At 41.8% G+C, this 21,832-nt stretch carries 21 protein-coding genes and 1 pseudogene; 14 read left to right on the top strand and 8 right to left on the bottom strand.

The genetic code is table 11. The annotated features are described in order from the left end of the window. The 5 genes and pseudogenes from BIZ38_RS20650 to BIZ38_RS20630 all read left to right on the top strand — a co-directional run. Nucleotides 1–565: helix-turn-helix domain-containing protein (locus BIZ38_RS20650; RefSeq protein ID WP_262387638.1), on the top strand; the 565-nt coding region annotated here is incomplete at its 5' end. Next, a complete protein-coding gene (locus tag BIZ38_RS20645) occupies nucleotides 566–1,135 on the top strand; it encodes a PIN domain-containing protein (protein WP_187491178.1) in 570 nt (189 codons plus the stop codon). It abuts the gene before it with no gap. Between the two features lie 259 nt (nucleotides 1,136–1,394). Then, nucleotides 1,395–1,562, top strand: a pseudogene (locus BIZ38_RS22055) (RHS repeat-associated core domain-containing protein); the annotation flags it as partial. A gap of 404 nt (nucleotides 1,563–1,966) precedes the next feature. Further along, nucleotides 1,967–2,416, top strand: a complete 450-nt coding sequence (locus BIZ38_RS20635) for a hypothetical protein (RefSeq protein ID WP_187491176.1) — start codon at nucleotides 1,967–1,969, stop codon at nucleotides 2,414–2,416. A gap of 15 nt (nucleotides 2,417–2,431) precedes the next feature. Further along, entirely contained in the window at nucleotides 2,432–2,860 is a 429-nt protein-coding gene (locus tag BIZ38_RS20630) for a hypothetical protein (protein ID WP_187491175.1), read from the top strand. A gap of 179 nt (nucleotides 2,861–3,039) precedes the next feature. On the opposite strand, the gene queG is transcribed toward BIZ38_RS20630, so the two are convergent. The 7 genes from queG to BIZ38_RS20595 form a co-directional block, all read right to left on the bottom strand. Next, nucleotides 3,040–4,173: a tRNA epoxyqueuosine(34) reductase QueG gene (gene queG / locus BIZ38_RS20625; RefSeq protein ID WP_187491181.1), complete on the bottom strand. Its 1,134-nt coding sequence runs from the start codon at nucleotides 4,171–4,173 to the stop codon at nucleotides 3,040–3,042. A gap of 71 nt (nucleotides 4,174–4,244) precedes the next feature. Further along, nucleotides 4,245–5,462 (bottom strand): methyl-accepting chemotaxis protein, encoded by a 1,218-nt coding sequence (locus BIZ38_RS20620; protein ID WP_054552885.1) that lies wholly within the window; start codon nucleotides 5,460–5,462, stop codon nucleotides 4,245–4,247. Nucleotides 5,463–5,546: 84 nt separating this feature from the next. Then, on the bottom strand, nucleotides 5,547–6,245 hold the full coding sequence (locus tag BIZ38_RS20615; protein ID WP_138598853.1) for a glycerophosphodiester phosphodiesterase: 699 nt from the start codon (nucleotides 6,243–6,245) through the stop codon (nucleotides 5,547–5,549). Then, nucleotides 6,242–7,108: a DMT family transporter gene (locus BIZ38_RS20610; RefSeq protein WP_054552710.1), complete on the bottom strand. Its 867-nt coding sequence runs from the start codon at nucleotides 7,106–7,108 to the stop codon at nucleotides 6,242–6,244. Before BIZ38_RS20610 ends, BIZ38_RS20615 begins: the two co-directional genes overlap by 4 nt. Before the next feature lie 87 nt (nucleotides 7,109–7,195). After that, nucleotides 7,196–8,722 (bottom strand): polyamine aminopropyltransferase, encoded by a 1,527-nt coding sequence (locus tag BIZ38_RS20605; RefSeq protein WP_187491174.1) that lies wholly within the window; start codon nucleotides 8,720–8,722, stop codon nucleotides 7,196–7,198. Beyond that, nucleotides 8,712–9,530, bottom strand: coding sequence for a hypothetical protein (locus BIZ38_RS20600; RefSeq protein ID WP_054561029.1), 819 nt, complete (start codon nucleotides 9,528–9,530; stop codon nucleotides 8,712–8,714). Before BIZ38_RS20600 ends, BIZ38_RS20605 begins: the two co-directional genes overlap by 11 nt. 20 nt (nucleotides 9,531–9,550) lie before the next feature. Beyond that, nucleotides 9,551–10,399, bottom strand: a complete 849-nt coding sequence (locus BIZ38_RS20595) for a DUF350 domain-containing protein (RefSeq protein ID WP_262387637.1) — start codon at nucleotides 10,397–10,399, stop codon at nucleotides 9,551–9,553. A 122-nt stretch (nucleotides 10,400–10,521) separates the two neighbouring features. Between BIZ38_RS20595 and BIZ38_RS20590 the strand changes: the two genes are divergently transcribed. From BIZ38_RS20590 to rlmB, 5 genes are all read left to right on the top strand, one after another. Then, complete coding sequence (locus tag BIZ38_RS20590) at nucleotides 10,522–10,941, top strand: DMT family transporter (protein WP_262387636.1); 420 nt, start codon at nucleotides 10,522–10,524, stop codon at nucleotides 10,939–10,941. 14 nt (nucleotides 10,942–10,955) lie between these two features. Then, nucleotides 10,956–12,074: a sensor histidine kinase gene (locus tag BIZ38_RS20585; RefSeq protein WP_187491173.1), complete on the top strand. Its 1,119-nt coding sequence runs from the start codon at nucleotides 10,956–10,958 to the stop codon at nucleotides 12,072–12,074. Continuing rightward, complete coding sequence (locus BIZ38_RS20580) at nucleotides 12,071–12,673, top strand: DNA-binding response regulator (protein WP_054552706.1); 603 nt, start codon at nucleotides 12,071–12,073, stop codon at nucleotides 12,671–12,673. The genes BIZ38_RS20585 and BIZ38_RS20580 overlap by 4 nt, the downstream gene beginning before the upstream one ends. A gap of 145 nt (nucleotides 12,674–12,818) precedes the next feature. Beyond that, nucleotides 12,819–15,302: a ribonuclease R gene (rnr, locus tag BIZ38_RS20575; RefSeq protein WP_187491172.1), complete on the top strand. Its 2,484-nt coding sequence runs from the start codon at nucleotides 12,819–12,821 to the stop codon at nucleotides 15,300–15,302. Further along, entirely contained in the window at nucleotides 15,299–16,045 is a 747-nt protein-coding gene (rlmB, locus tag BIZ38_RS20570; protein WP_063702555.1) for a 23S rRNA (guanosine(2251)-2'-O)-methyltransferase RlmB, read from the top strand. Before rnr ends, rlmB begins: the two co-directional genes overlap by 4 nt. Nucleotides 16,046–16,114: 69 nt before the next feature. Here rlmB and BIZ38_RS20565 read toward each other — a convergent pair whose 3' ends face one another. Beyond that, nucleotides 16,115–17,041: a manganese-dependent inorganic pyrophosphatase gene (locus BIZ38_RS20565; protein WP_054552703.1), complete on the bottom strand. Its 927-nt coding sequence runs from the start codon at nucleotides 17,039–17,041 to the stop codon at nucleotides 16,115–16,117. Nucleotides 17,042–17,192: 151 nt separating this feature from the next. Here BIZ38_RS20565 and BIZ38_RS20560 point away from each other — a divergent pair, with 151 nt between their 5' ends. From BIZ38_RS20560 to BIZ38_RS20545, 4 genes are all read left to right on the top strand, one after another. After that, entirely contained in the window at nucleotides 17,193–17,684 is a 492-nt protein-coding gene (locus BIZ38_RS20560) for a hypothetical protein (protein ID WP_054552702.1), read from the top strand. A gap of 11 nt (nucleotides 17,685–17,695) precedes the next feature. Beyond that, on the top strand, nucleotides 17,696–18,505 hold the full coding sequence (gene mutM, locus BIZ38_RS20555; RefSeq protein WP_138616229.1) for a bifunctional DNA-formamidopyrimidine glycosylase/DNA-(apurinic or apyrimidinic site) lyase: 810 nt from the start codon (nucleotides 17,696–17,698) through the stop codon (nucleotides 18,503–18,505). 104 nt (nucleotides 18,506–18,609) lie between these two features. Further along, a complete protein-coding gene (locus BIZ38_RS20550; RefSeq protein ID WP_410446000.1) occupies nucleotides 18,610–19,806 on the top strand; it encodes an efflux RND transporter periplasmic adaptor subunit in 1,197 nt (398 codons plus the stop codon). A gap of 2 nt (nucleotides 19,807–19,808) precedes the next feature. Then, on the top strand, nucleotides 19,809–21,832 hold a 2,024-nt coding region (locus BIZ38_RS20545; RefSeq protein WP_187491170.1), incomplete at its 3' end, for an efflux RND transporter permease subunit.

The following is a 21,832-nucleotide window of genomic DNA, read 5'->3' as shown; positions in this document are numbered from 1 at the left end:
AAACAGACAAACAGACAAACAGACAAACAGACAAACAGACAAACAGACAAACAGACAAACAGACAAACAGACAAACAGACAAACAGACAAACAGACAAATGAGACCAAAGTAATGTTGAACGTACAATCATTGCCAAGTGCCGAAGAAATCGCCTTGGCTAAATTAAGCAGCCAAGAACTTTCAGCCGTGCTGGAAGCGAATGGTGATGTACAAAATTTTAGTGTGGTAGGTAAAGATGGTGAAACTCACTCTGTTCAATTACCTGCTAGTGCCGTTAAATTAATGATTGAAGTGCTGACTCAACTTGGCCAAGGGAACAGTGTTAATATCACACCGATACATGCTGAGTTAACCACGCAAGAAGCGGCGGATATGCTAAATATGTCACGACCCACGTTTATCAAACTACTTGATTCTGGTGACTTGCCTTATGCAAGAACTGGCAATCGTAGAAAGGTCGCGTTTGTTGATGTGATGCAATACAAACGTCAGCTTGATGAACAGCGACTTGCGACTCTTGATGAATTATCAGCACTCGATCAGGAGTTGAATTTAGGATATTAAATGACAACTTACACCGTAATTCTGGATGCATGTGTGATGTATCCAGCGCCACTTCGAAGTTATTTACTGTATTTGGCGCAAACAGGTTTGTATCGGGCGAAATGGACAGAGCAAATTCACGACGAATGGACACGAAATTTGTTAAAAAAGCAACCATACATCTCTGAAGAGAAATTACAACGCACACGGGAGTTAATGAATCGCCATGTGCCTGATTGTGTTGTTGAAGGTTATGAGCTATTTATAGCTGGAATCGAATTACCCGATCAAGATGATCGCCATGTTGTTGCCGCTGCAATTAAAGGGCAAGCCGAAGGGATTGTGACATTCAACTTAAAAGACTTTCCAGATGACAAACTAGCACCACTAGGGCTGTCAGCCATACATCCAGATGTGTTTTTGTCTGACATGTTTGAATTGGATCCAAGCCGAGCATTGCTGGCTGCACAAAGACAAAGGCGCTCATTGAAAAATCCACCAATGTCAGTAAATGAGTATTTAAACTCTCTACAAAAGCAAAAGTTGCCCACACTTGTTTCAAAGTTACGCCAATATGAATTGATGCTGTAATGGTTGACATAGTTATCACTAATGGCAATCATGTGGGTATGGTGTAGCAGACATACTGTTTAGTATGACATCACATAACCTAATTTTAGGTCGAGGCTCAGTCCGGTAATGATGTTCTGGCTCCAAGTTATACTTGGCGAAGGCTCCTTTGTTGGAGCCTTTGTTATTTCTAACCCCATAAAAGTGATTTAATAGTTTATTTTATTCCTGTAACCTCAGAATTACAAAAAGCTCTTTAAAACAATGCGTCAAGTTAGGCCGATTAATTCATATGAACGGTCGGGTGTACGATTATAACCTTGGTAGGTTTATGAGTGTGGATCCTTTAATTCAGAGCATTGGCAATAGTCAGGGGATTAACCCATACAGCTACGTTATGAACAACCCTCTTTCTGGAACCGATCCAACAGGTTACTCTATTCGCAAAGAAGGTTGTGAAATGAATAATACTTGTCCGGGGCCATTTGATTTAGATGCTGGTTCAGGAGGGGCGATAGATAAAAAAATACTGGTTCATTAACTAACGGTCACTCAAATACTAATCAGTTAATTAAAGCCACCGATTCCCCAGATATAGGTAGTCAGCATTATATTTCTACACACACCACTGAGCAGGGACAAAGCTATACAGTTGGTTATTCATTCTCAGCTCCAGTTAGTATAGATGGAGCGCAAAGTAGTAGCTCTGGCGGCAGTGCAGGTGCGATAACACTAGGAGGCCTAGCAGCTGTTGCTGGTCAAAAAGCTATATCTAATAATTCGGCAATAATGTCTAATAGCCTCAAGTTCTTAGGAAGTGTTGGTTCTCGAGTAGTTACAGGGGGATTGGGTGTGGTAATTCCTGCTAATACGACTCATCATGCTGATGGAACGCCTGTTGGGGAGATTTGTTTACAACAACACCAAGAAAATAAAAAAGCTTTTCAAGCGACGCAAGCGGCAGCGCTTTCGCAGGTTAGAAATTCCGATGGCGGTATATTTTTGTATCATGGAACAAATTTGGAATCTGCCATCGCTTTACTAAATGGTGCTCCACTAGAAATTGGAAAAGCCTTAGAGTTGAGACATGACTTAGGAGATCCCGGCGCTGTGCTTGCATATTACCTGCGTAATAGTGCTTTCACTAGTTTAATGTCAAAAGGGTCGCACTTTAGGCAAATACCTTCAGCGCAAACATTTAGGCCGACTGGCTATGAATTCTATGTACCGCCTACTGCTTTTAATCAATTCAATGCATCTAGGGCTAGTGGAGATATCAGAGTAGCACCAGCGGATTATTAATGATTGGATTAAGATATGTTAAAAGTTTTGCAAAATGCACATGATCAAATTCGTCGAAACTCGCATTTATATGTTGATATCGACAACTTAAACGAAGCCACTTTATTGGAGCTTTTGGTGAAAGATGCACGTTTGTCAGGAGTAGAAAAGATAAAAACGATTATCGTTGATGATTGGCATATTATTTATGCGGAGAGAAGCTGGATGGTCAAAAATTACAATGGCTTTTCACTTGAGGCTTTGTTCGAAAAATTTTGTCCTCTCCCAGAGGAAGGTGTCAACGCAATTAGAGCAGAGGTAATTGTTTCTGCATTCTCTAAGAGCATTTTTGTTAAGGACGGCGAAACGCTAGATATTATAAAAGGTGAATCACCATCTGAAAAAGCATTAAGTAAGCTTAATCCATTTGGTGAATCTGGTTTTTCAGTTGGGATAAAGCTCTAGTTGTTGGCACACAGAAAATGGGGTCGCGTCTTGCCTTTTTCCTGTTTATTGCTGAACAAAAAAGCTTTTAGTGCGCAGCCAACCCCAGTAGAAAAGCGCACTTGCTAACAGCGGACTGTGCAAAATGCGTCAGTGCCACTAATTAGTGGCGCTGGCTCAAATTGTCTTGATTTAAGCTATCAAGCATCTCTGGGCAGTCCTTTTTCAACAATGCGAATTAAGCGCGCTGTTTTACGAAGCTTTAACTGGCGCTTATTTTTTTGCTGATCAAGCGCCCACTCGATATGTTCAGCGACCAAAGGTGTAGCGGTTGTTAACCTTTGCTCTAAAGCCTCGATTATTTGCTCGTTGTAATCAGCGTTACCTAATCCGACAGCGAGGTTTCTTAACCAGCGCTCGTGACCAATACGGCGTATAGGGCTGCCTTCGGTATTTTTAAGAAAGGTTGCTTCATCCCATGCAAATAAAGTCAGTAAGTCTTGGTCTTTAAGTTGCTTTCTTGGATGAAAGTCGGCTTCATCGGTGAGTTGACCATAGCGATTCCATGGGCACACTAACTGACAGTCATCACAGCCATAAATGCGATTTCCTAACAGTGGGCGATACTCATCTGGAATCGCGCCTTGCAGTTCAATCGTAAGGTAAGAGATACATTTACGGGCATCGACTACATAAGGCTCGACAATCGCACCGGTTGGGCACAGTGTCATACAGGCAACGCATTTCCCACAGCCTTCAAAGCTATTCTCATCATCAATAGGCAGCGGTATATCAACAAACAGCTCCCCTAAGAAAAACCAAGAGCCCGCTTCTTTATTGATTAATAAACTATGTTTTCCACGCCAGCCCAAGCCTGCCTTTTCGGCCAGTTGCCTTTCAAGCACTGGGGCTGAATCAACAAAAGGACGAAAACCTAGCTGGCCTATATGCTGCTCTATTTGTTGGCCTAATTTTTTTAGGCGGTTGCGAATTAATTTATGATAGTCACGACCTAATGCATAGCGACTGATGTACGCTTTATCTGTTTGTTTGAGGTTCTTAGCAAAGCTTGCATCAGGCGGTAGGTAGTTCATTTTTACTGAGATGACTCGCTGCGTGCCAGGTACCAGCTCTGCGGGGCGTGCTCGCTTCATTCCATGGGCTGCCATGTATTCCATTTCACCGTGATAGCCTAAATCTAACCAGCGCTGCAGTTGAGCTTCATGTTTCGTTAGGTCAATATCAGTGATCCCGACTTCTGCAAAGCCAAGGTCTTTACCCCATTGCTTTATTTGCAGTGCGAGTTGTTCATAATCAATAGCGGGTGTTGTCACGGTCAATAAAAAAGTAGCCAAGAAGCGGCTACTTTAACATAGTTTGACTCAGAGCAGCAGTTAAAAGCCGATTACACAAAGCGTTTTAATTGCTCTTGGGTTTGTTGGCTCAGTTTGTGTGATTGCTGGCAGTCAGCTAGTGATTCATCAATCTGCTGTTTTGCTTGCTCACCCAGAGCAACTATTTGCTCAACAGTTTGATGAGTGTGGGTTTGGGTTTGCTCAAGTAAATGTACCGCACTAACAATCTGCTGTAGTTGTTGTTGGTTTTGCTCAAATTCGCTAAGCATATTACTAAAGCCTGTAGAGGTATTGCTAATCGCTGTTTCAGCTTCACTCGAGTGGCTAATTAGTTGCTCAGATTCTTTATTGGTTTCGCTAACCAGACTATTCATTTGATTAATAAAATCGGTTATTTGGCGAGTTGCGTCGTTTACTTTAACCGATAGTGATCTAACTTCATCGGCAACCACGGCAAAGCCTCGGCCAGCTTCACCAGCACGTGCCGCTTCAATTGCAGCATTTAGTGCAAGTAAATTGGTTTGGTCAGAAAACTCTTCTACCATTTTTAAAATGGCGCGAATGTTCTCGCTGTTTTCTTTTAGGCCAGACACAGTTGCAGAAAAGTTACCTAAAATTTGGCTAATCATCGCGACCTTTTTAACTAATGCTGATAACTCAGTGGCTGAGTGTTTTACAAAGTTTAAGTGCTCACTATTAACATGGTGCACGCTATCAGTGTTCGCTGAAATATTCTCAAGGCTTGAAGTTATTTGGTTACTCGAATCAGTAATGGTTTGGCTAAACTTGATTTGCTGGTGGCTCATTTCTGCAGTTTGCTGCATTGAATGAGTCATCTTTGAACTACTATCTGCACTGGCTTGTGCACTTTGGTATGTGGTGGCTAATAGATTTGCTAAATGAACTGTAAAGGTATTGTACTGCTCACTTAAATCACGAAATTCATCGTAGGTAAAATGCGGTAACTTGGCAGATAAATCTGCATCATGACGGTTGATTTGCTCAAGTGTATCGCGCATTGCTTGCACTGGGCGCACAATTAAAAAGCGCATGTAGAAAATAGTAAAAATAAAGCTCGCGATGATAACAAAGGTCATTAACCAAAATAGTCCCATGCCAGCTTGTTGCTCTGACAGGCTGCTATAAAGCCAGATCAAAGTAATGGCCTGAAACGCAAACACAAAACCTAAATTACCGACAATCTTACGTGTAAGAGTGTAAAAGAATGTTTGTTCGATAAAATTATAAATGCGCATATAGCTACTCATTAAGGTGTTGTGTTGATTCATTTTGGCGTAATTTTTTATTATTCAATGTCACATAATTCAACAGTATAGCTTAGTTTTGTTGAGTTACAGTGACTGCAGTGTCATTTGTGTATGACACGGAAAATTAGTAAAAATACCATCTACGCCATACTCTAGCATTAATTCGATATCTTCCACTTTATCGACCGTGTAAGCATAAACTTGAAGGCCGCGTTGTTTTGCGTCAGCAACAAACTCATGGTTTATAAAGTTTTTATCTACATGAATGCTATAGGCATGCAGTTTTTGCGCAAACTCGCTGTAATTAATTGGGATAGAAGCGGTAAGTGCACCAATCTTTACCCACGGCAGTTTTTGCTTTAGCCACATCAGTTGGTGATGATCGAATGAAGAGACTAGCAGGTTATCTCTAGATATTTTTCCTGCACTGACATTTGACTCAATAAGCTCTACAAACTTGTCTAACGAAAAAGTATGTTTAAGCTCTAGATTAAGCAAGGTTTTATCACCAACCCAATCGATTGCCTGCTGTAAAGTGGGCACGCATTCGCCATTGCCTGCATCGTATTGTTGAATTTGCTCTTTTGAGCAGGCGTTTACTTTACCGCGACCTGAGGTTGTGCGATCAAGCCAAGTGTCGTGAATAATCATGTAATCATCAAGGCAGCTTTGCACATCAATTTCGATGCCATCTACTGCTAAATCAACAGCGGCGATAATGGCGCTTTGAGTATTTTCTGGGTAGGTACCACTGGCACCTCTGTGAGCGAATACTTTCATCATTGCTTATACCTACGAGTCACTGACCATGTTTCATAAAAAGCGGCACTAATAACTAGTGCGCCACCAATAAGAGTGCTAATTGAAGGTTGCTCATGCAAAATTAAAAAAGCGAAAAACGTACCGTATAAAGGCTGCAAACACGATATTAAACCAGCGGTTGAAGCTGATAAGTTTTTTAGGCTTGCTGCAAACAGTGAATGCGGTGCTGCTGTAAAAATAACCCCTACAGTAATTAATAGCAGCCAATTTATTGTATCAACTTGTAATGGCGGTACCTCGACAAAGGCACACAGCATAATGCAGGCGATCCAAGTTTGGTAAAGCATGGTTTGTGGGCCGCTATATTGGCTAAAGTAACGCTTATGAACGATATTTCGAAAAGCAAAAAAGAACGCTGACAAAATACCAATAGCAATACCGAGGGTGACATCATTGCCTAAGCTGGCATCAGGAATAAGTAAATAAATACCAAGCATTACTACTAAGGCGCTAAAAATATCTTTGAGCTGTGGTTTGCTGCCATGAAAAAAAGGCTCTAAAAACACCGTGATAACAGGATAAGTAAAAAAGGCAATCATACCGACAGCAATTCCTGCTAACTGCATACCTGCGAAATAGGTGAGCCAATGTATTCCAACAGTGACACCAAGTAACAAGGCTATAAGGTAGTCGCGACGCGAGTGAAGCTTAATCGCTTTGTGTTGAATTGTAAGTAAGATCAGTAAGGCACAGCCAGCAATCGCTGTTCGGTAAACGGTAATATCTAATGCACTTAGGCTGACTAGTTTAGCGAATAATGCAGTCCCCCCAAATAGGAGTACTGCAATATGTAAGTATATTAGGCTCTGTTTGTGCGCCTGCATTACAAACCTTGTTATTGTTGTTATTAACTCTCTTTGTAACGGTAATCCTTTACTTTGTAAACTCCCTAAATGGGCTAATCCATTCGTTTAGTTCCAATATTTCCACCCCTGCAAGTAATAGTGCAGCACATTAGGCTCATCAAGCGTCGATACTTTTTCATTGTTAGCGCTAATATCTGGGGTAAAAATAAACAATTGTGAGTCATTTTCAGGGCGGTAAAAGCGGGTTTTAACCGGTAATACTTGTTGGTTACTACACATCAAGTTGCAAGCCATAACAAATCCCCATTCGCCAAAAGAGGGCACATTCAAATGGTAAGGCAAGGTGTGCGCAAAGCCAGCTGCACTGAGCGTATTATTGATAGACCAAAATGTGTGTTTCGCAAAAAATGGACTGGTGGCCTGGGTCACTACAATACCGTTATTTGGTAATCGTGTTTTTACTAGTTGATAAAACTGCTGACTGTAAAGCCGTGCTAAATTGATTGCTTTTGGATCAGGTAAATCAATAAAAATAATATCGAACAGCTGTTCGCTTTGCTCAATAAACACATAAGCATCTTGATGAATAACCGTCACTTTAGGGTCACTGAGTGAGTGCTTGTTAAGTGTTGTCAGGTTATGATTAGTTTGCGCAAGCTTAGCGACTGCAGGGTCTAAATCGACTAGAGTAACAGATTCTATTTGCGGGTATTTCAAAAGCTCTCTGGCTGCCAAGCCATCACCACCACCTAAAATTAGAATACGTTTTGCATTACCATGGCGCACCATAGCGGGATGAATAAGCGCTTCGTGATAGCGATACTCATCAATCGATGAAAACTGTAAGCCACCGTTTAAATAAAGCCGAATATCATCTTTATGACGAGTGAGTACAATTTGCTGATAGGGCGTTTGCTCTGAATGTACAACACGATCATCGTAGATTTGGCTTTGCCAAAGATGGGTGAGCTGTTTACTCGCAAATAAACAAAGCACTAATACTGAGCTGACTAAAACTAAAGTGAGCCTAAGTACTTTTCGACGATTAGGGCTGATATGGTCGATAAAGTACCACAGCAATAACAGCGCAATACTTAGATTCATTAAGCCAAAGCTTAAGGCTGTTTTAAAAACCCCAAGCCAAGGTAAAAATAGAAAAGGAAACAGTAAAGTCGCAAGCAGGGCGCCAAAGTAGTCAATAGATAACACATTAGCGAGGTTTGCTTTTAGCGCATAATGTTTTTCCATTAGGCGACTTAACAACGGAATTTCTAAGCCAATCAAAATCCCTATTAGCGTGGTGAGTAAAATACTAATTGCTTGCAGCGGTAAACCAAACGCATAACAGAAATACAGCAAGGGCACACTCAAACCACCAAGTAGCGCAAGCGCTAACTCAAAGCCAATAAAATACACCAGCAATGGCTTATCAGGCACAAAACGCGAAAAATAAGAGCCAACCCCCATTGCCGCCATATAGACGCCAATTGTCAGAGAAAATTGGGTGATGCTATCACCCAAAAAGTAGGCACCAGTGGTTGCGATCAGTAGCTCATAGATAATTGAGCAAAGGCCAGCAACAAAAATACTAAACAGTAAAATGTGGCTTTCGCGAATTGATTTATTTACCACCTGGGCCGCCTCGTGAACGGAAACCTGCACTGCCAATACTTTGCTCACGCAATTGTTTATCAACGCTTATCGTGAGGTGGTGATAGGAGTAAACTTGCCAATCTTGCTCTTTGTCACCTTTGCTATATGCCAAGAAAGAAAAGAAAAGCACGGGGGCTAAAAACAGTAACACAATAGGCCAAACAGAGATGCGCGATTCCATTGCTTTTATAGCCTCAGGGTTTAACTTATTGATTGGTTTATAAGTAATATCAGAGCCTTCACGCTCAGCCTCTAAACGATGCAGCATTACAAATAGCGCTACACCGCCGATGAAGCCAGAAATCCATAACAGCGGTAACATGAAATTACTGTTACCTTTGATTGGAATGATACGAAACGTATAACTAAAATGTTCGGCACGCTTATTTGGGCCAAACGTACTGCTGACGTAGGCGCTATATTGTCCCTTTTTAGGGAAGTGAACATCGTGGTGAGTATAATCACGGTATTCAGTCCATTTACCATCTGAATCGTGTCCGGTTTCGGCCCAAAGTTCATCAGAGTAACTAAATAAGTAGTTACCATCAGGGTCAAAAATTTCGATATCAATGGCTTTCCATGAGTTTAAAGGCAGTCTGCCTTTAATTTCTAAGCGCATCATTTGGCCATCTTCTGGCACTGTAAATAGGTAAGGTTTGTCTTGTCCGTCGTAGTCTTTAAAGTTGCCATATTGGCCACTAATAAGTGGCGCTTGTAGATCTGCACGTATCACTAAGCAAACAACAAATGTGATAGCGGCAATAATAAAAAGCTTATAGATGTTCATCCATTACTCCATAAATAAGCTTAAATAGCGATAGTGATGATAACAGCAACACAGATTGCAATGCTGCTTTCAATAACCGCAACGGCGGTGTTTTTGTCGTGCATTGCTTGGTCGAGTGAAATTTTGCTAAAGATAATTTTATCAACGAGGTAACGCACAATTGGTAAAATTAAAAAGCCAAATAACGCGTCAATAAAGAATAAGCTTAAGCTTTGTTGCCAGCTATGAAAGCCACCAATGAGCGCATGACACAAGATAATAGCTAGCGCCAACATGGTGCCAGAAAAGCTAAGCGCTACGGCTTTGTTGCCTTTTTCGAGCTGTTCGTGAAGATTAAAAGCAGTGAGGTGATCATAGCCTTTGGCAAAAATGATCAGCATTAGTTGTCCTAAAAAATAAAACACAATGGCCGATAACCAGCTGCCTTCGCCGGTTAATGCACCACCAATGATCAGCGCTGCAGCCATATAGTTTGCCGCTTGTACTAGGCCAACCGCCTCGTTTTGTTGGTTAATTAATTGCTCTTGGTTGCAGAACAAACGCAGCAGTAACTTGTCATTCAAAATACGTGAGCAGGTTAGCAGTACCATACCTAATACACTGTACAGTGATACATTCATCAAATCGCTTAGCAAACCTTGGCTAGGCCCAGCTAAAACAAAGCCATAAATAATGGTAATTGCCCCTAAATAGCCACCAATAGATAAACCTAAAGCACTGTTGGCATTGTCGGTTAATTGGCTGGTGGTGTTATAAGGGGTTGCTAAGTTATACGACAGTTTTGCAACGGCTATGACCGCAATGAATAGACCAATATAGGCGCTGTTATAGGCCATCGTTGCGAGGTAATGGGTTAAGTTAATATCCATATAATTATGTTAGCTTGTTGTTATTTTCCGAAAATATTAACACAGAGTGTTTGTTGCAAAGAATATCAATGCTTCATTTTTGGCAGAATTAATTAATTTCTTAAAAGTTTCATAGCTTTTTTATGACAATTGTCAGTTCAATCAATGACAAAATTCACTTATTCCAGCAAGTAGAAAAAGTAATAGTTAAGCCTCTACTTTTTGGAGGAATAAAAATGAATAATGCGGCGTGGATAAGTTTATTAATTGCAGGAGTTTTTGAGGTTATTTGGGCACTTGCTATGAAGCAGTCAAATGGCTTTACTAAACTATGGCCTTCAGTTGTTACATTTGCAGCTATGTGGGCCAGCTTTGCCTTTTTGTCATTTGCTTTAAAGTCATTACCTCTCGGGATTAGTTATGCGATTTGGGTCGGTATTGGTACTGTTGGGGTATCAATATTTAGTGTGATATGGCTTAGAGAGTCTATTACGATATTTCAGATAATCTGTATTATATTAATTTTAGTCGGAATAATTGGGCTAAAATTTCAAATCAACTAAAAGAAGCAAGTGATATGTTAAATAGTCGGCTTAAGGATAAAAAAACGAATTTGACCTCTTTTTGGAATTGGGGGCCACTGCTTTTTTCGGGATTCTATTTGCTTCCGAGTATTTTCCAAATTGAAAGCACTGACTTTATGCAGATGTTCACGATTGTTCTGTTGTACTTAATTTTTATTTATTTGTATGTGAAAGCAACACAAAGAGGAACAGAACAAGTTTGGCTGCAGCTAATGTCGCTTATTTTGGTTTGTGTCATTGCTAGTTATCTAACAGTAGGCTCCGCGACTTTATTTGGCTTTGTAGCATATATTGTAGGCTATAACTTTTCGAACCGTGCGCGTATTTTTGCAATTTCGATACTACTTTTAGCTTTGCTATCTAGTAGCCAAATAATCAATGAAAATTATGCTGAGTATTTTCTCAGTGGTTCTCTTATATTGCTTGTCGCTTTATTTAGTTATGGCATTGCAGGGCGTAATGAATTTTTCCATAAACGCAGAGAAGTGCAAAATAGCAAACAGTTAGAGCAGTTTGCAGCAATTGCAGAGCGAGAGCGCATAGCTAGAGATTTGCATGATGTTTTAGGCCATTCTTTATCTTCAATCGCTTTAAAAGCGGAGCTCGCGAGCAAATTAAGTCAAGCTGATAGACAGGCTCAAGCAAGGTCGGAAATTTTTCAGGTTGCGGAGTTGGCTAGGGAACTATTAAGCGATGTGAGAAAAGTTGTAACTGATTTAAAAGAATTGGATATAGATACACAAATTAATAGGTTAATTGTTCGGTTAGAGGAGAGTGACTTCAAAGTTATTCGTAATATTAAGGTTGTTGACTTGCCGGCAAAATTAGAAGGAGTTGTTAACCTAATAATTAAAGAGGCTGTAACCAATATATTGCGCCACAGTAGTGCTAAATATTGTGAAATATCAATATTACAAACACTGGATAGTGTTGACATTAAAATGAAAAATAATGCAAATGAAACTAGCCAAGTTACACTTGGAAATGGTCTATCGGGAATTAAAGAGCGAGCTCTACAGCTAGGGGGAAAGGCCGAGTTTAGTTTTTGTAATCAACAGTTCGTTGCATTTATTAAATTGCCTTTGAGTATTAAATCGGAGCAGGCAGAATGATAAGGGTCTATCTTGTTGAAGATCAAGCGTTAGTTAGAGGAGCTGTTGCTGCTCTTTTAGGTCTTGATGAAAATATTCAAGTAATTGGTCAGGCTGAAAATGGCAAGGTGGCGCTTGCTGAAATACCAAAGTGTAAACCTGACATCGTTCTTACAGATATTGAAATGCCGGAGTTATCAGGAATTGAACTTGCTGAAAAATTGGCAATAGAAAAGAGTGAAAGTCGTATAGTAATCATGACTACTTTTTCTAAAGCAGGCTATATCAGGCGCTCTTTAGATGCTGGTGTAAAGGGGTTTATTCTTAAAGAGGCATCAAGTGATAGTTTAATTCTAGCACTTAAAAAAGTCATGTCTGGGCATAAAGTGATAGATCCTGAATTAGTTTTAAGTGCTTTAGATGATAGAGACCCACTAACTGAAAAAGAGCGGGCATCATTAAAGTTAGCTGCAGAGGGGTTAAAAACGCAAATGATTGCAGCTAAATTATACTTAAGTGAGGGAACCGTACGTAATTACTTGTCAGAGGCGATTAGTAAATTAAATGCAAGTAACCGTATCGACGCTGCTAGAATTGCAAAGAGAAAAGGGTGGTTATAAGGTCCTTAATTTTGCTATTAAATTATTGAGCAATTTGAGTGCGAAAACAGGTTTAATCAATTTCTTAAAAGTTTCATAGCTTTTGCCTGTCTCATTGTTAGGTTATGGGTTAAAATAACAACATAACCAACTAACAAGATAGTGAATGTCAAAACAGGATCCAAATCTCAGTCGAGAACAAGAAAAGTACGAAAACCCCGTCCCTAGCCGTGAGTTTATACTTACTCATTTAGAATCTCGCGCCAAACCAGCAAACTTCACACAACTTTGTGACGAATTACATGTGAATGATACAGAGCGTCAAATTGCGTTCAAACGTCGTTTACGTGCTATGGAGCGCGATGGTCAACTGTATTTCAATAAGTTTAAATGCTACGCATTGATTGATGAATCCGGCCTAGTTAAAGGCAAGGTCATTGGTCATCGTGACGGATTCGGCTTTTTAGAAGTTGAAGGTGAGAGTAAAGATTGGTTTATCGCCAAACACCAAATGAATATGGTGTTGCACGGTGATATTGTGCTTGCTAAAGGCAATCGCAAAGGATCTAGCGGCAAATGCGAAGCACGTATCATTAAGGTCTTAACCAATGAACGTGCACCGATTGTTGGCCGCTATTTTGTTGAGCATGGTATTGCAGTTGTTGTGGCTGAAGACCCACGCATAACGCAAGACATTATGATACTACCGGGTAGTGAAAATGGTGCGCGCCACAACCAAATGGTGCAGGTGCAAATTACCCAAAACCCTAGCCGACATATGAATGCGGTAGGTAAAGTCACTGAGGTACTAGGTGAGCACTTAGCACCGGGTATGGAAATTGAAGTTGCACTACGCAATCACGATATTCCTCATGTGTGGCCAGAAGCGGTTGAAAAGCAAGTTGCTCATTTAGGTGAGTTTGTTGATGAGCAAGCAAAGCAAGGTCGTGTTGATTTACGTGACTTACCGCTAGTTACAATCGACGGTGAAGATGCCCGTGACTTTGATGATGCCGTTTATTGTGAGCGCAAGCCTTCAGGTGGTTGGCGTTTATGGGTGGCCATTGCCGATGTGTCGCACTATGTAGGAATGAACACGCCTCTGAATAAAGAAGCGATCGAGCGTGGTAACTCAGTGTACTTCCCTGAGCAAGTTATTCCGATGCTGCCAAAAGTGTTATCGAATGGCCTATGCTCATTAAACCCGAAAGTTGACCGCTTGTGTATGGTTGCTGAGATGACAGTATCAGAAGCAGGTAAGTTGTCTGGGTATAAATTTTACGAAGCGGTGATGAATTCACACGCTCGTTTTACTTACACGAAAGTGAATGCGATTTTACAAGGCGATGAAAAGCTGCGTGAAGAGTATGCCGAGATGGTGCCACATTTAACTGACTTACAGCAAATGTATATGGCACTCAAAGCTGCTCGCCAAGAGCGTGGTGCGATTGAGTTTGAAACCTTAGAAACGCGTTTTGTGTTTAATGCACATCGTAAGATTGAATCAATCGTGCCAGTGGTTCGCAATGATGCACACAAACTTATCGAAGAGTGCATGATTTTAGCGAACGTATCGGCAGCCCGATTATTAGAAAAGCACGAGGCAAGTGCGCTTTATCGTGTGCATGATGAGCCTGATGCTGAAAAGCTTGGTTTCTTCAGAAACTTTTTATCAGAGCTGGGTATCGAAACCGCGATTTCTGATGAGCCAACACCAAAAGAAATCACTCACGTGTTAACTAAATTAGGCGACCGCCCAGAAGCTGAGCTTATTCAAACCATGTTGCTTCGTTCAATGAAGCAAGCGGTGTATCAGCCAGATAACATTGGCCACTTTGGTTTAGCTTTACCGGCGTATGCCCACTTTACGTCGCCTATTCGTCGTTATCCTGATTTAGTGGTGCACCGTGCAATTAAAGCGGTACTTAAAGCGCAAGGTCAGCAAACATCGGGTGAGTATGCCTACACTGATGACGAAGTTGATATTTTAGGTGAGCAGTGCTCAACCACTGAACGCCGTGCTGATGATGCGACTCGTGAAGTCGCAGATTGGCTTAAATGTGAATTTATGCAAGACCATGTTGGTGACGAATTTGGTGGGGTGATCTCATCGGTAACTAACTTTGGTCTATTTGTACGCTTAGATGATTTACAAATCGACGGTATGATCCATGTAACTAACCTAGGCAATGAGTACTTCCATTACGATGGTGCTAAGCATTGCTTGATTGGTGAACAAACGCACACCGTTTATCGTTTAGGCGATAAATTAACGGTTCAGGTGTCATCTGTCAGTCTTGATGAGCGACGCATAAACTTAGTGTTAGCAGGTGAAGCGCAACAAGACCGTTATGCGCGTCGTCGTGGCCGTAGTGCTCCTGCTAAACCAAGTGTTCGTGCCCAGCTCAAAGCAGGTAAAATTCCTGGTAAAAAAGCGCAGTCAGGCAGCTTTGAGGCAAAATCAGGCGACAAAGAGAATGAAAAACGTGGCAAGTCTTCACCTTCTAAAGGGCGTAAAAGGCCTAATAGTAAACAAGCTGATGCTGTAAAAGCTGGCAAAAAGAAGAGTAAGAAAAAAGCCACCAAAAAGGCAAAAAGACCGGGTAAGAATACCCGTAAACGTAATGGCCGAGGAGCAAATAATACGTGAGTAATGAATTAATTTTTGGTTTTCACTCAGTTGAAGCAATATTAGCAAAAGAGCCTGAGCGCTTTTTAGAAATTTATGCTTTAAAAGGACGTGAAGATAAACGTTTAAACCCGATTATTGATGAAGCACGTAAATTCGGTATTTCTGTACAATTTATGCAGCGTAAAGCGCTTGATAATAAAGCCGACGGTGAGCAGCACCAAGGCATTATTGCCAATGTAAAAGCAGCCCGTATGTATAACGAGAAAGATCTCGATGAGATCATTGCCCGTGAGGAAACGCCTTTCTTATTGGTACTTGATGGCATAACAGATCCGCATAACTTAGGGGCGTGTTTACGTAGTGCTGATGCTGCAGGCGTGCACGCGATTATCGTTCCTAAAGATAAATCTGCAAAACTCAACGGCACAGCGCGTAAAGTTGCATGTGGTGCGGCAGAAACAGTGCCATTGGTACAAGTCACTAATCTGGCACGTACGCTACGTGAAATTAAAGACGCAGGTGTTTGGGTTGTGGGCACTGCAGGTGAAACAGATACTGAGTTATTCGATGCAAATCTAACAGGGCCAATGGCGATTGTTATGGGTGCAGAAGGGGATGGTATGCGCCGCCTCACTCGTGAGCATTGTGATTTATTAGTTAAAATCCCAATGGCTGGTACGGTATCTAGCTTAAATGTGTCAGTTGCGACCGGTATTTGTTTATTTGAAGTGTTACGCCAGCGTAATGCAACGCAAATCTAACTACCGCAAAATTCCAGACACAAAAAAAGCCGATGTAACATCGGCTTTTTTTGTATCTATTTCGTAAGATTAGATCTTTGCGAAAGCGTCTTGTAGTGGTGGTACTACTTGCTTCTTACGGCTTAATACGCCATCTAACCATACGCGACCGTCTTCTGATTTAACATCATAGGCAGCTTCGATTACTGATACGTCATCAGACGCAATTAGCATTTCAGAGCCTTCTTTCATGATATCAGTTAACAGGAGTAATACTGAGTGGCGACCGCCTTCTTCTTTAAGCTTTGCGATGTCAGCTTCAAGGTCTGCTTTGATCTCATCAAATACAGCAAGGTCGATAACTTCTAGCTGGCCAATACCTACTAGCTTACCATTCATGTTGAAGTCTTTGAAATCACGCATTACTAAATCACGTGCAGGCGTGCCTTCAACTGCTGATTTAACCTTGAACATTTCCATGCCAAGTTCTTTGAAATCTTCAATGCCAGCGATTTCAGCAAGTGCTTCAACACACTTGATATCAGCTGTTGTGCAAGTTGGTGATTTAAAGATTACAGTGTCGCTTAAGATAGCGCATAACATGATGCCTGCGATATCTTTTGGAATCTCTACGTTGTAGAAGTCATACATCATTTTGATGATAGTGTTTGAACAACCCACTGGGCGGATCCAACACTCAAGTGGTGTTGATGATGTTAAATCGCCTAATTTGTGGTGATCAACAACACCTACAACACGTGCTTCATCGATGTCATCAGGTGCTTGTGTTTTTTCTGTGTGGTCAACGATATAAACGTCTTCGCCTGCGTAGCTAAGTTTTAGCTCAGGTGCTTCGAAACCGAATTTATCTAGGATAAATTGTGTTTCAGGTGATACTTCACCTAAACGCGTCGGGATCGCAGGTTCATTGATCTGGTTTTTTAAGTAAGCAAGCGCAATTGCACCGCAAATTGAATCTGAATCAGGGATCTTATGACCCACTACATACATTGACATTGACGGAACTCCTTTAAATTTGGCGGATATTTTAGCAAAGTATCGACAGATTGATACATAACAGACATGAAATTTTGTTGATCAATTACAACTGCCAATTAATGTCCTTTTTGGTTACACTTTAAGATATTGAAAACTGAGGAAGATACTGATGCGCTTGAGCCGAAAAGCATGGAATAATGTGGTGATTATTTCGATGCTATTGATGATTTTTTTCTTCAATGGCCTACATAAAAAGCTCAATACACAGCCCGTTGAAGAAGGAGTACAAGCATTACTCCCAGAGCAAAGCTTCATTTTAGCGATGGCATTTCCAGAATTAAAAATCGAGCGTATCGGCACCTCTTGGCGTAGCCAATCACTGCAAGAAACCACATGGCAAGGCGATGAGCAGCAGCTCGAACAACTTGTTGAACTTTGGCAACATCAAAAACTGACTATTGCCAGTCTCCCTGTTAGTAAAATTTCACAGACATCGGCTGATTATGTTGCCTCCGTGTGGCTAGCCGGGGAGCAGTTGCCAGCGGTGTATCAGTTGTACAACATAGATCAGCAATACTATTTATTAGATAAGCGGTTACAACGAGTATTTGAGCTTGAACAAGCTGATGCTGCTAAGTTATTTCCGTTATACCCGTTTTAAGAGAGTCACAGATGCCTGAATTACCAGAAGTTGAAGTTAGCCGTTTGGGAATAACGCCGCATGTGCTTAACCAAACAGTGACTAAAGTAAATATTCATAACGCCAGTATGCGTTGGCCTGTGCCTGATGATGTATATCAACTACAAGGGCTTAAAGTTACTTCAGTGGAGCGTAGAGCAAAATATTTATTACTCGGTTGTGAGCTGGGTAGTGTTATTTTGCACTTAGGAATGTCGGGCAACTTACGGGTGGTGAGTGCTGATGAGCCACTGAAAAAGCACGACCATATCGAATTTATTTTAGCCTCAGGTAAAGCATTAAGGCTCAACGATGCGCGTCGCTTTGGTGCTTGTTTGTGGCAAGCGCCAGGCGAATGTCATACCTTGCTAACCAAACTCGGGCCTGAGCCGCTAACTGATGAGTTTACTGCTAAGCGAGTCTACGAACAGTCTAGAAATAAAAAAGTACCAATCAAGCAGTTTATTATGGATAACGCTGTGGTGGTTGGCGTAGGTAATATCTATGCCAATGAATCGTTGTTTAAGGCCGGAATTCACCCGAAACGAGAAGCCGGCAAAGTGTCTTTAAAGCGTTTTCAGCAATTAGTGCCTATTATTAAAGAAACACTTGCTGCGGCTATCACGCAAGGCGGCACAACATTAAAAGATTTTGCTCAAAGTGATGGTAAGCCCGGTTATTTTGCCCAGCAATTACTGGTTTATGGTCGCAAAGGTGAGCCATGTGTCAATTGTAAAGAGCCATTAAAAGAAATTAGGTTAGGACAAAGAAGCACAGTGTACTGCTCTAATTGTCAAAAATAACAAAGAATCCCTCATCTATGTAGTATTGCAACAGATAGCAAGATAGAGACAGGCTTAAGGAATGAGAAGGTTGTATGCTATTAAACAAATACGTCATAGGGTGCGTGTGCTTGGCGGCACTGGTTGGTTGTTCTAAAGAGCAACCTCAAGTTATCGTTGAAGAAGTAGTTACCGCTGAGGTTAAGAAGCTTGATGTGCCGCTGTACGGGAATTACGTGGCACGCACAGATGCGTCGCTGGATGTTGAAGTACGCGCAAGAATCACCGGCTTTGTACAAAGCGTAGAATTTGTTGAAGGTAGCTGGGTAAATGAAGGAGATTTACTCTACACCATTGATGATAGACCCTACCGAGCTAAGCTTAATCGCGTTAAAGCGGCGCTGCAAAAAGACCAAGCGGCGCTGGCTAAAGCAAAGCGCGATGTAACCCGTTTAAAACCCCTCTACGAGCAAGACGCAGCAAGTCAGCTCGACTACGACAATGCAATTTCGATTCAAGAGCAAGCGCAAGCATCACTATCAGCAACCCAAGCAGAACTTGAAGAAACCAAGCTTGATTTAGAATATACCCGCGTGACAGCGCCAATTAGTGGCATGGTGGGTAGCTCTGAAGCTGATCTCGGTGCTTTGGTCGGCAGTAATGGTATTTCGCTCCTTACCACCATTCAGCAAATAGACCCTATTTTCGTTAATTTTAATATGTCGGCACTTGATTATTTGAATGCTAAGCGGCGTATGACCAGCATGATGGAGCAGCTACAAGCAGAGCAAAAGGGCAAGGCGCTAGAAGGCTTTGTACGTATTTCTTTGCCTGATGGCAGCGAGTATCGGTATTGGGGTGATGTGAGTTTTACCGACCCTAAAATTAGCCCGAAAACGGGCACCTTTAAAGTAAGAGCAAAGCTGCCTAACCCAAATAGTGAGCTATTACCTGGGCAATATACAAAAGCACGGATTAAATTATCTGAGTTGAAAGATGCCATTGTCGTCCCTGAGGAAGCTACCCAAGTTGAGCAGGGCGGTATTTATGTGATGGTGGTACTTGAATCAGGTGAGATAGAGCGGCGCTTTATTGTTGTTGAGCATTATGGTGAACAAGGAATTGTTGCCAGCGGTGGCTTGAGTGCCGGTGAGCAAGTGGTGGTGAAAGGTTTGCATCGCATTCGTCATGGTCAGCAAGTAAAAGCGATTTCGTTAGCCGAGTTTGAAAAACGCCGATTAACGCCAAACACGGGCACTATTCCACTGGCGCCAGATAAACCAAGCAAACAAGATGATAAAAAAAATAAGCAGGGAGCTTAACTATGTTTTCGCATTTTTTTATCAAGCGTCCAGTGTTTGCTATCGTTATTTCGTTAGTTATTTTACTCACAGGCTTGGTCTCGCTCTTAACCCTTCCGATTGATCAATACCCTGATATTGCTCCGCCGTCGGTTAAAGTGTCTGCTTCATTCCCTGGCGCAACGGCAGAGACTGCATCTGAATCGGTAGCCATTCCTCTTGAGCAAGAATTAAATGGCACGCCGAATATGTTGTATATGGAGTCAAAGGCAACTAATTCTGGCAGTGTTGGGATCACACTCACCTTTGATGTTGGCACCGACCCAGATCTCGCCCTTGTTGATGTACAGAACACCGCAAGCCAAGCAGGCAGTAATTTACCTGTTGATGTGCAAACTGAAGGAGTGAATGTATCTAATGAAAGTTCCGTTGAGCTGTTGAAACTGGCACTGACCTCTGATGACCCTCGCTATGACGAAATCTATTTGAGTAACTACGCCAGCATCAATGTTGAGGCGGCTTTAAAGCGTGTTCCGGGGGTTGGTAAAGTGCGTAACACCGGCTCGCGTTCTTATGCTATGCGGGTCTGGTTAAAGCCTGATATTTTAGCGGGTTACGAATTAACCGTGAATGATGTGACCGCAGCAATCAAAGCGCAAAATAAAGAGGCCGCTGCTGGGGAGATTGGCGCTCAGCCAATGAGCGATGCAATTAAGCTTAACTTTCCGGTGCGAGCACAAGGTCGGCTTAATAAGATTGATGAATTTAATAACATTATGCTGCGAGTTAACAGTGATGGCTCGATGATCCGTTTGCGAGATGTTGCAAGGGTTGAGTTGGCGTCGTCAGCGTACACTTTAAATTCAAAACTAAATGAACAGCCCGCCACTATTTTGCAGGTTTATATGTTACCAGGCTCTAATGCATTAGCGGTTACTGAACGTGTTAAGGCTGAGATGGAACGCCTGAGTGCGGCTTTTCCAAAGGGAGTGAAATGGCAGTTATTTTATGATGCATCTGAGTTTATCAAGCTGTCGATTAATGAGGTGATCAATACCCTTATTCAAGCGCTTATCTTAGTGATTTTAGTGGTGTATTTATTTTTGCAAAACTGGCGAACAACTTTAATACCCGCTTTAGCTGTGCCGGTGTCGATAGTGGGTACCTTTATCGCCTTGGCTGCATTTGGATTTACCATTAACAATGTCAGTTTATTGGCTATGGTATTGGCAATCGGCATCGTCGTTGATGATGCGATTGTCGTAGTCGAAAGTGTTGAGCGACTGATCAATGAGCAAAATATGGAGGTAGTTGCTGCTACTAAGCAAGCGATGACAGAGCTTTCTGGCGCCATAGTGGCAACCTCTTTAGTACTGGCAGCGGTGTTTGTGCCGGTGTCATTTTTAGCCGGTATTACGGGCATTATGTACCGAGAGTTCGCGATTTCAATTACGGTTGCGGTACTCATTTCAACCTTAGTTGCGCTAACCTTGAGCCCTGCTTTATGTGCGATTTTCTTAAAACCTAGTGCCCCATCAAACAATAAGATTTTTAATAAATTTAATAACTGGCTTGAAGGTGTTGGCAAAAAATACACTTGGCTTGTAAAGGCATGCTCTGAAAAAGCAAAACGTAGTTATATTGGCTTTCTTATAATGCTAGGTGGCTGTTACTTTGTGTTTAGCCAATTACCAAGCAGCTTTATGCCACAAGAAGATCAAGGACGCTTTTTTGTTGATATTACCTTGCCAGATGCGGCAACGGTCTCACGTACCAACGAGGTGATAAGTAAAGCTAACCAATTTGTTATGAGCCATGCTGGGGTGGCTTATTCATTCACGCTAGCGGGTGAAAACCGCCGTGCTGGTAGTGCGCAATCACATGGTCAAATGGAGGTGATTTTAGAGCCTTGGCAAGTACGTGCAGAGCAAGGTTTTACGGTCACAAGTGTGATGAATGATATTCGTGAACAGCTCTATGCCATTCCTGATGCTGAATTTAATGTGTTTCAGCCATCGGCTGTGGCGGGGCTTGGTTCGGGCTCTGG

Origin of the sequence: Pseudoalteromonas sp. BZK2 (genome assembly GCF_014349195.1) — a bacterium.
GTDB classification, from domain to species: domain Bacteria; phylum Pseudomonadota; class Gammaproteobacteria; order Enterobacterales; family Alteromonadaceae; genus Pseudoalteromonas; species Pseudoalteromonas simplex.
The sequence above is the reverse complement of the archived record's forward strand: the minus strand, read 5'-3'. Positions and strand labels throughout refer to the sequence as shown.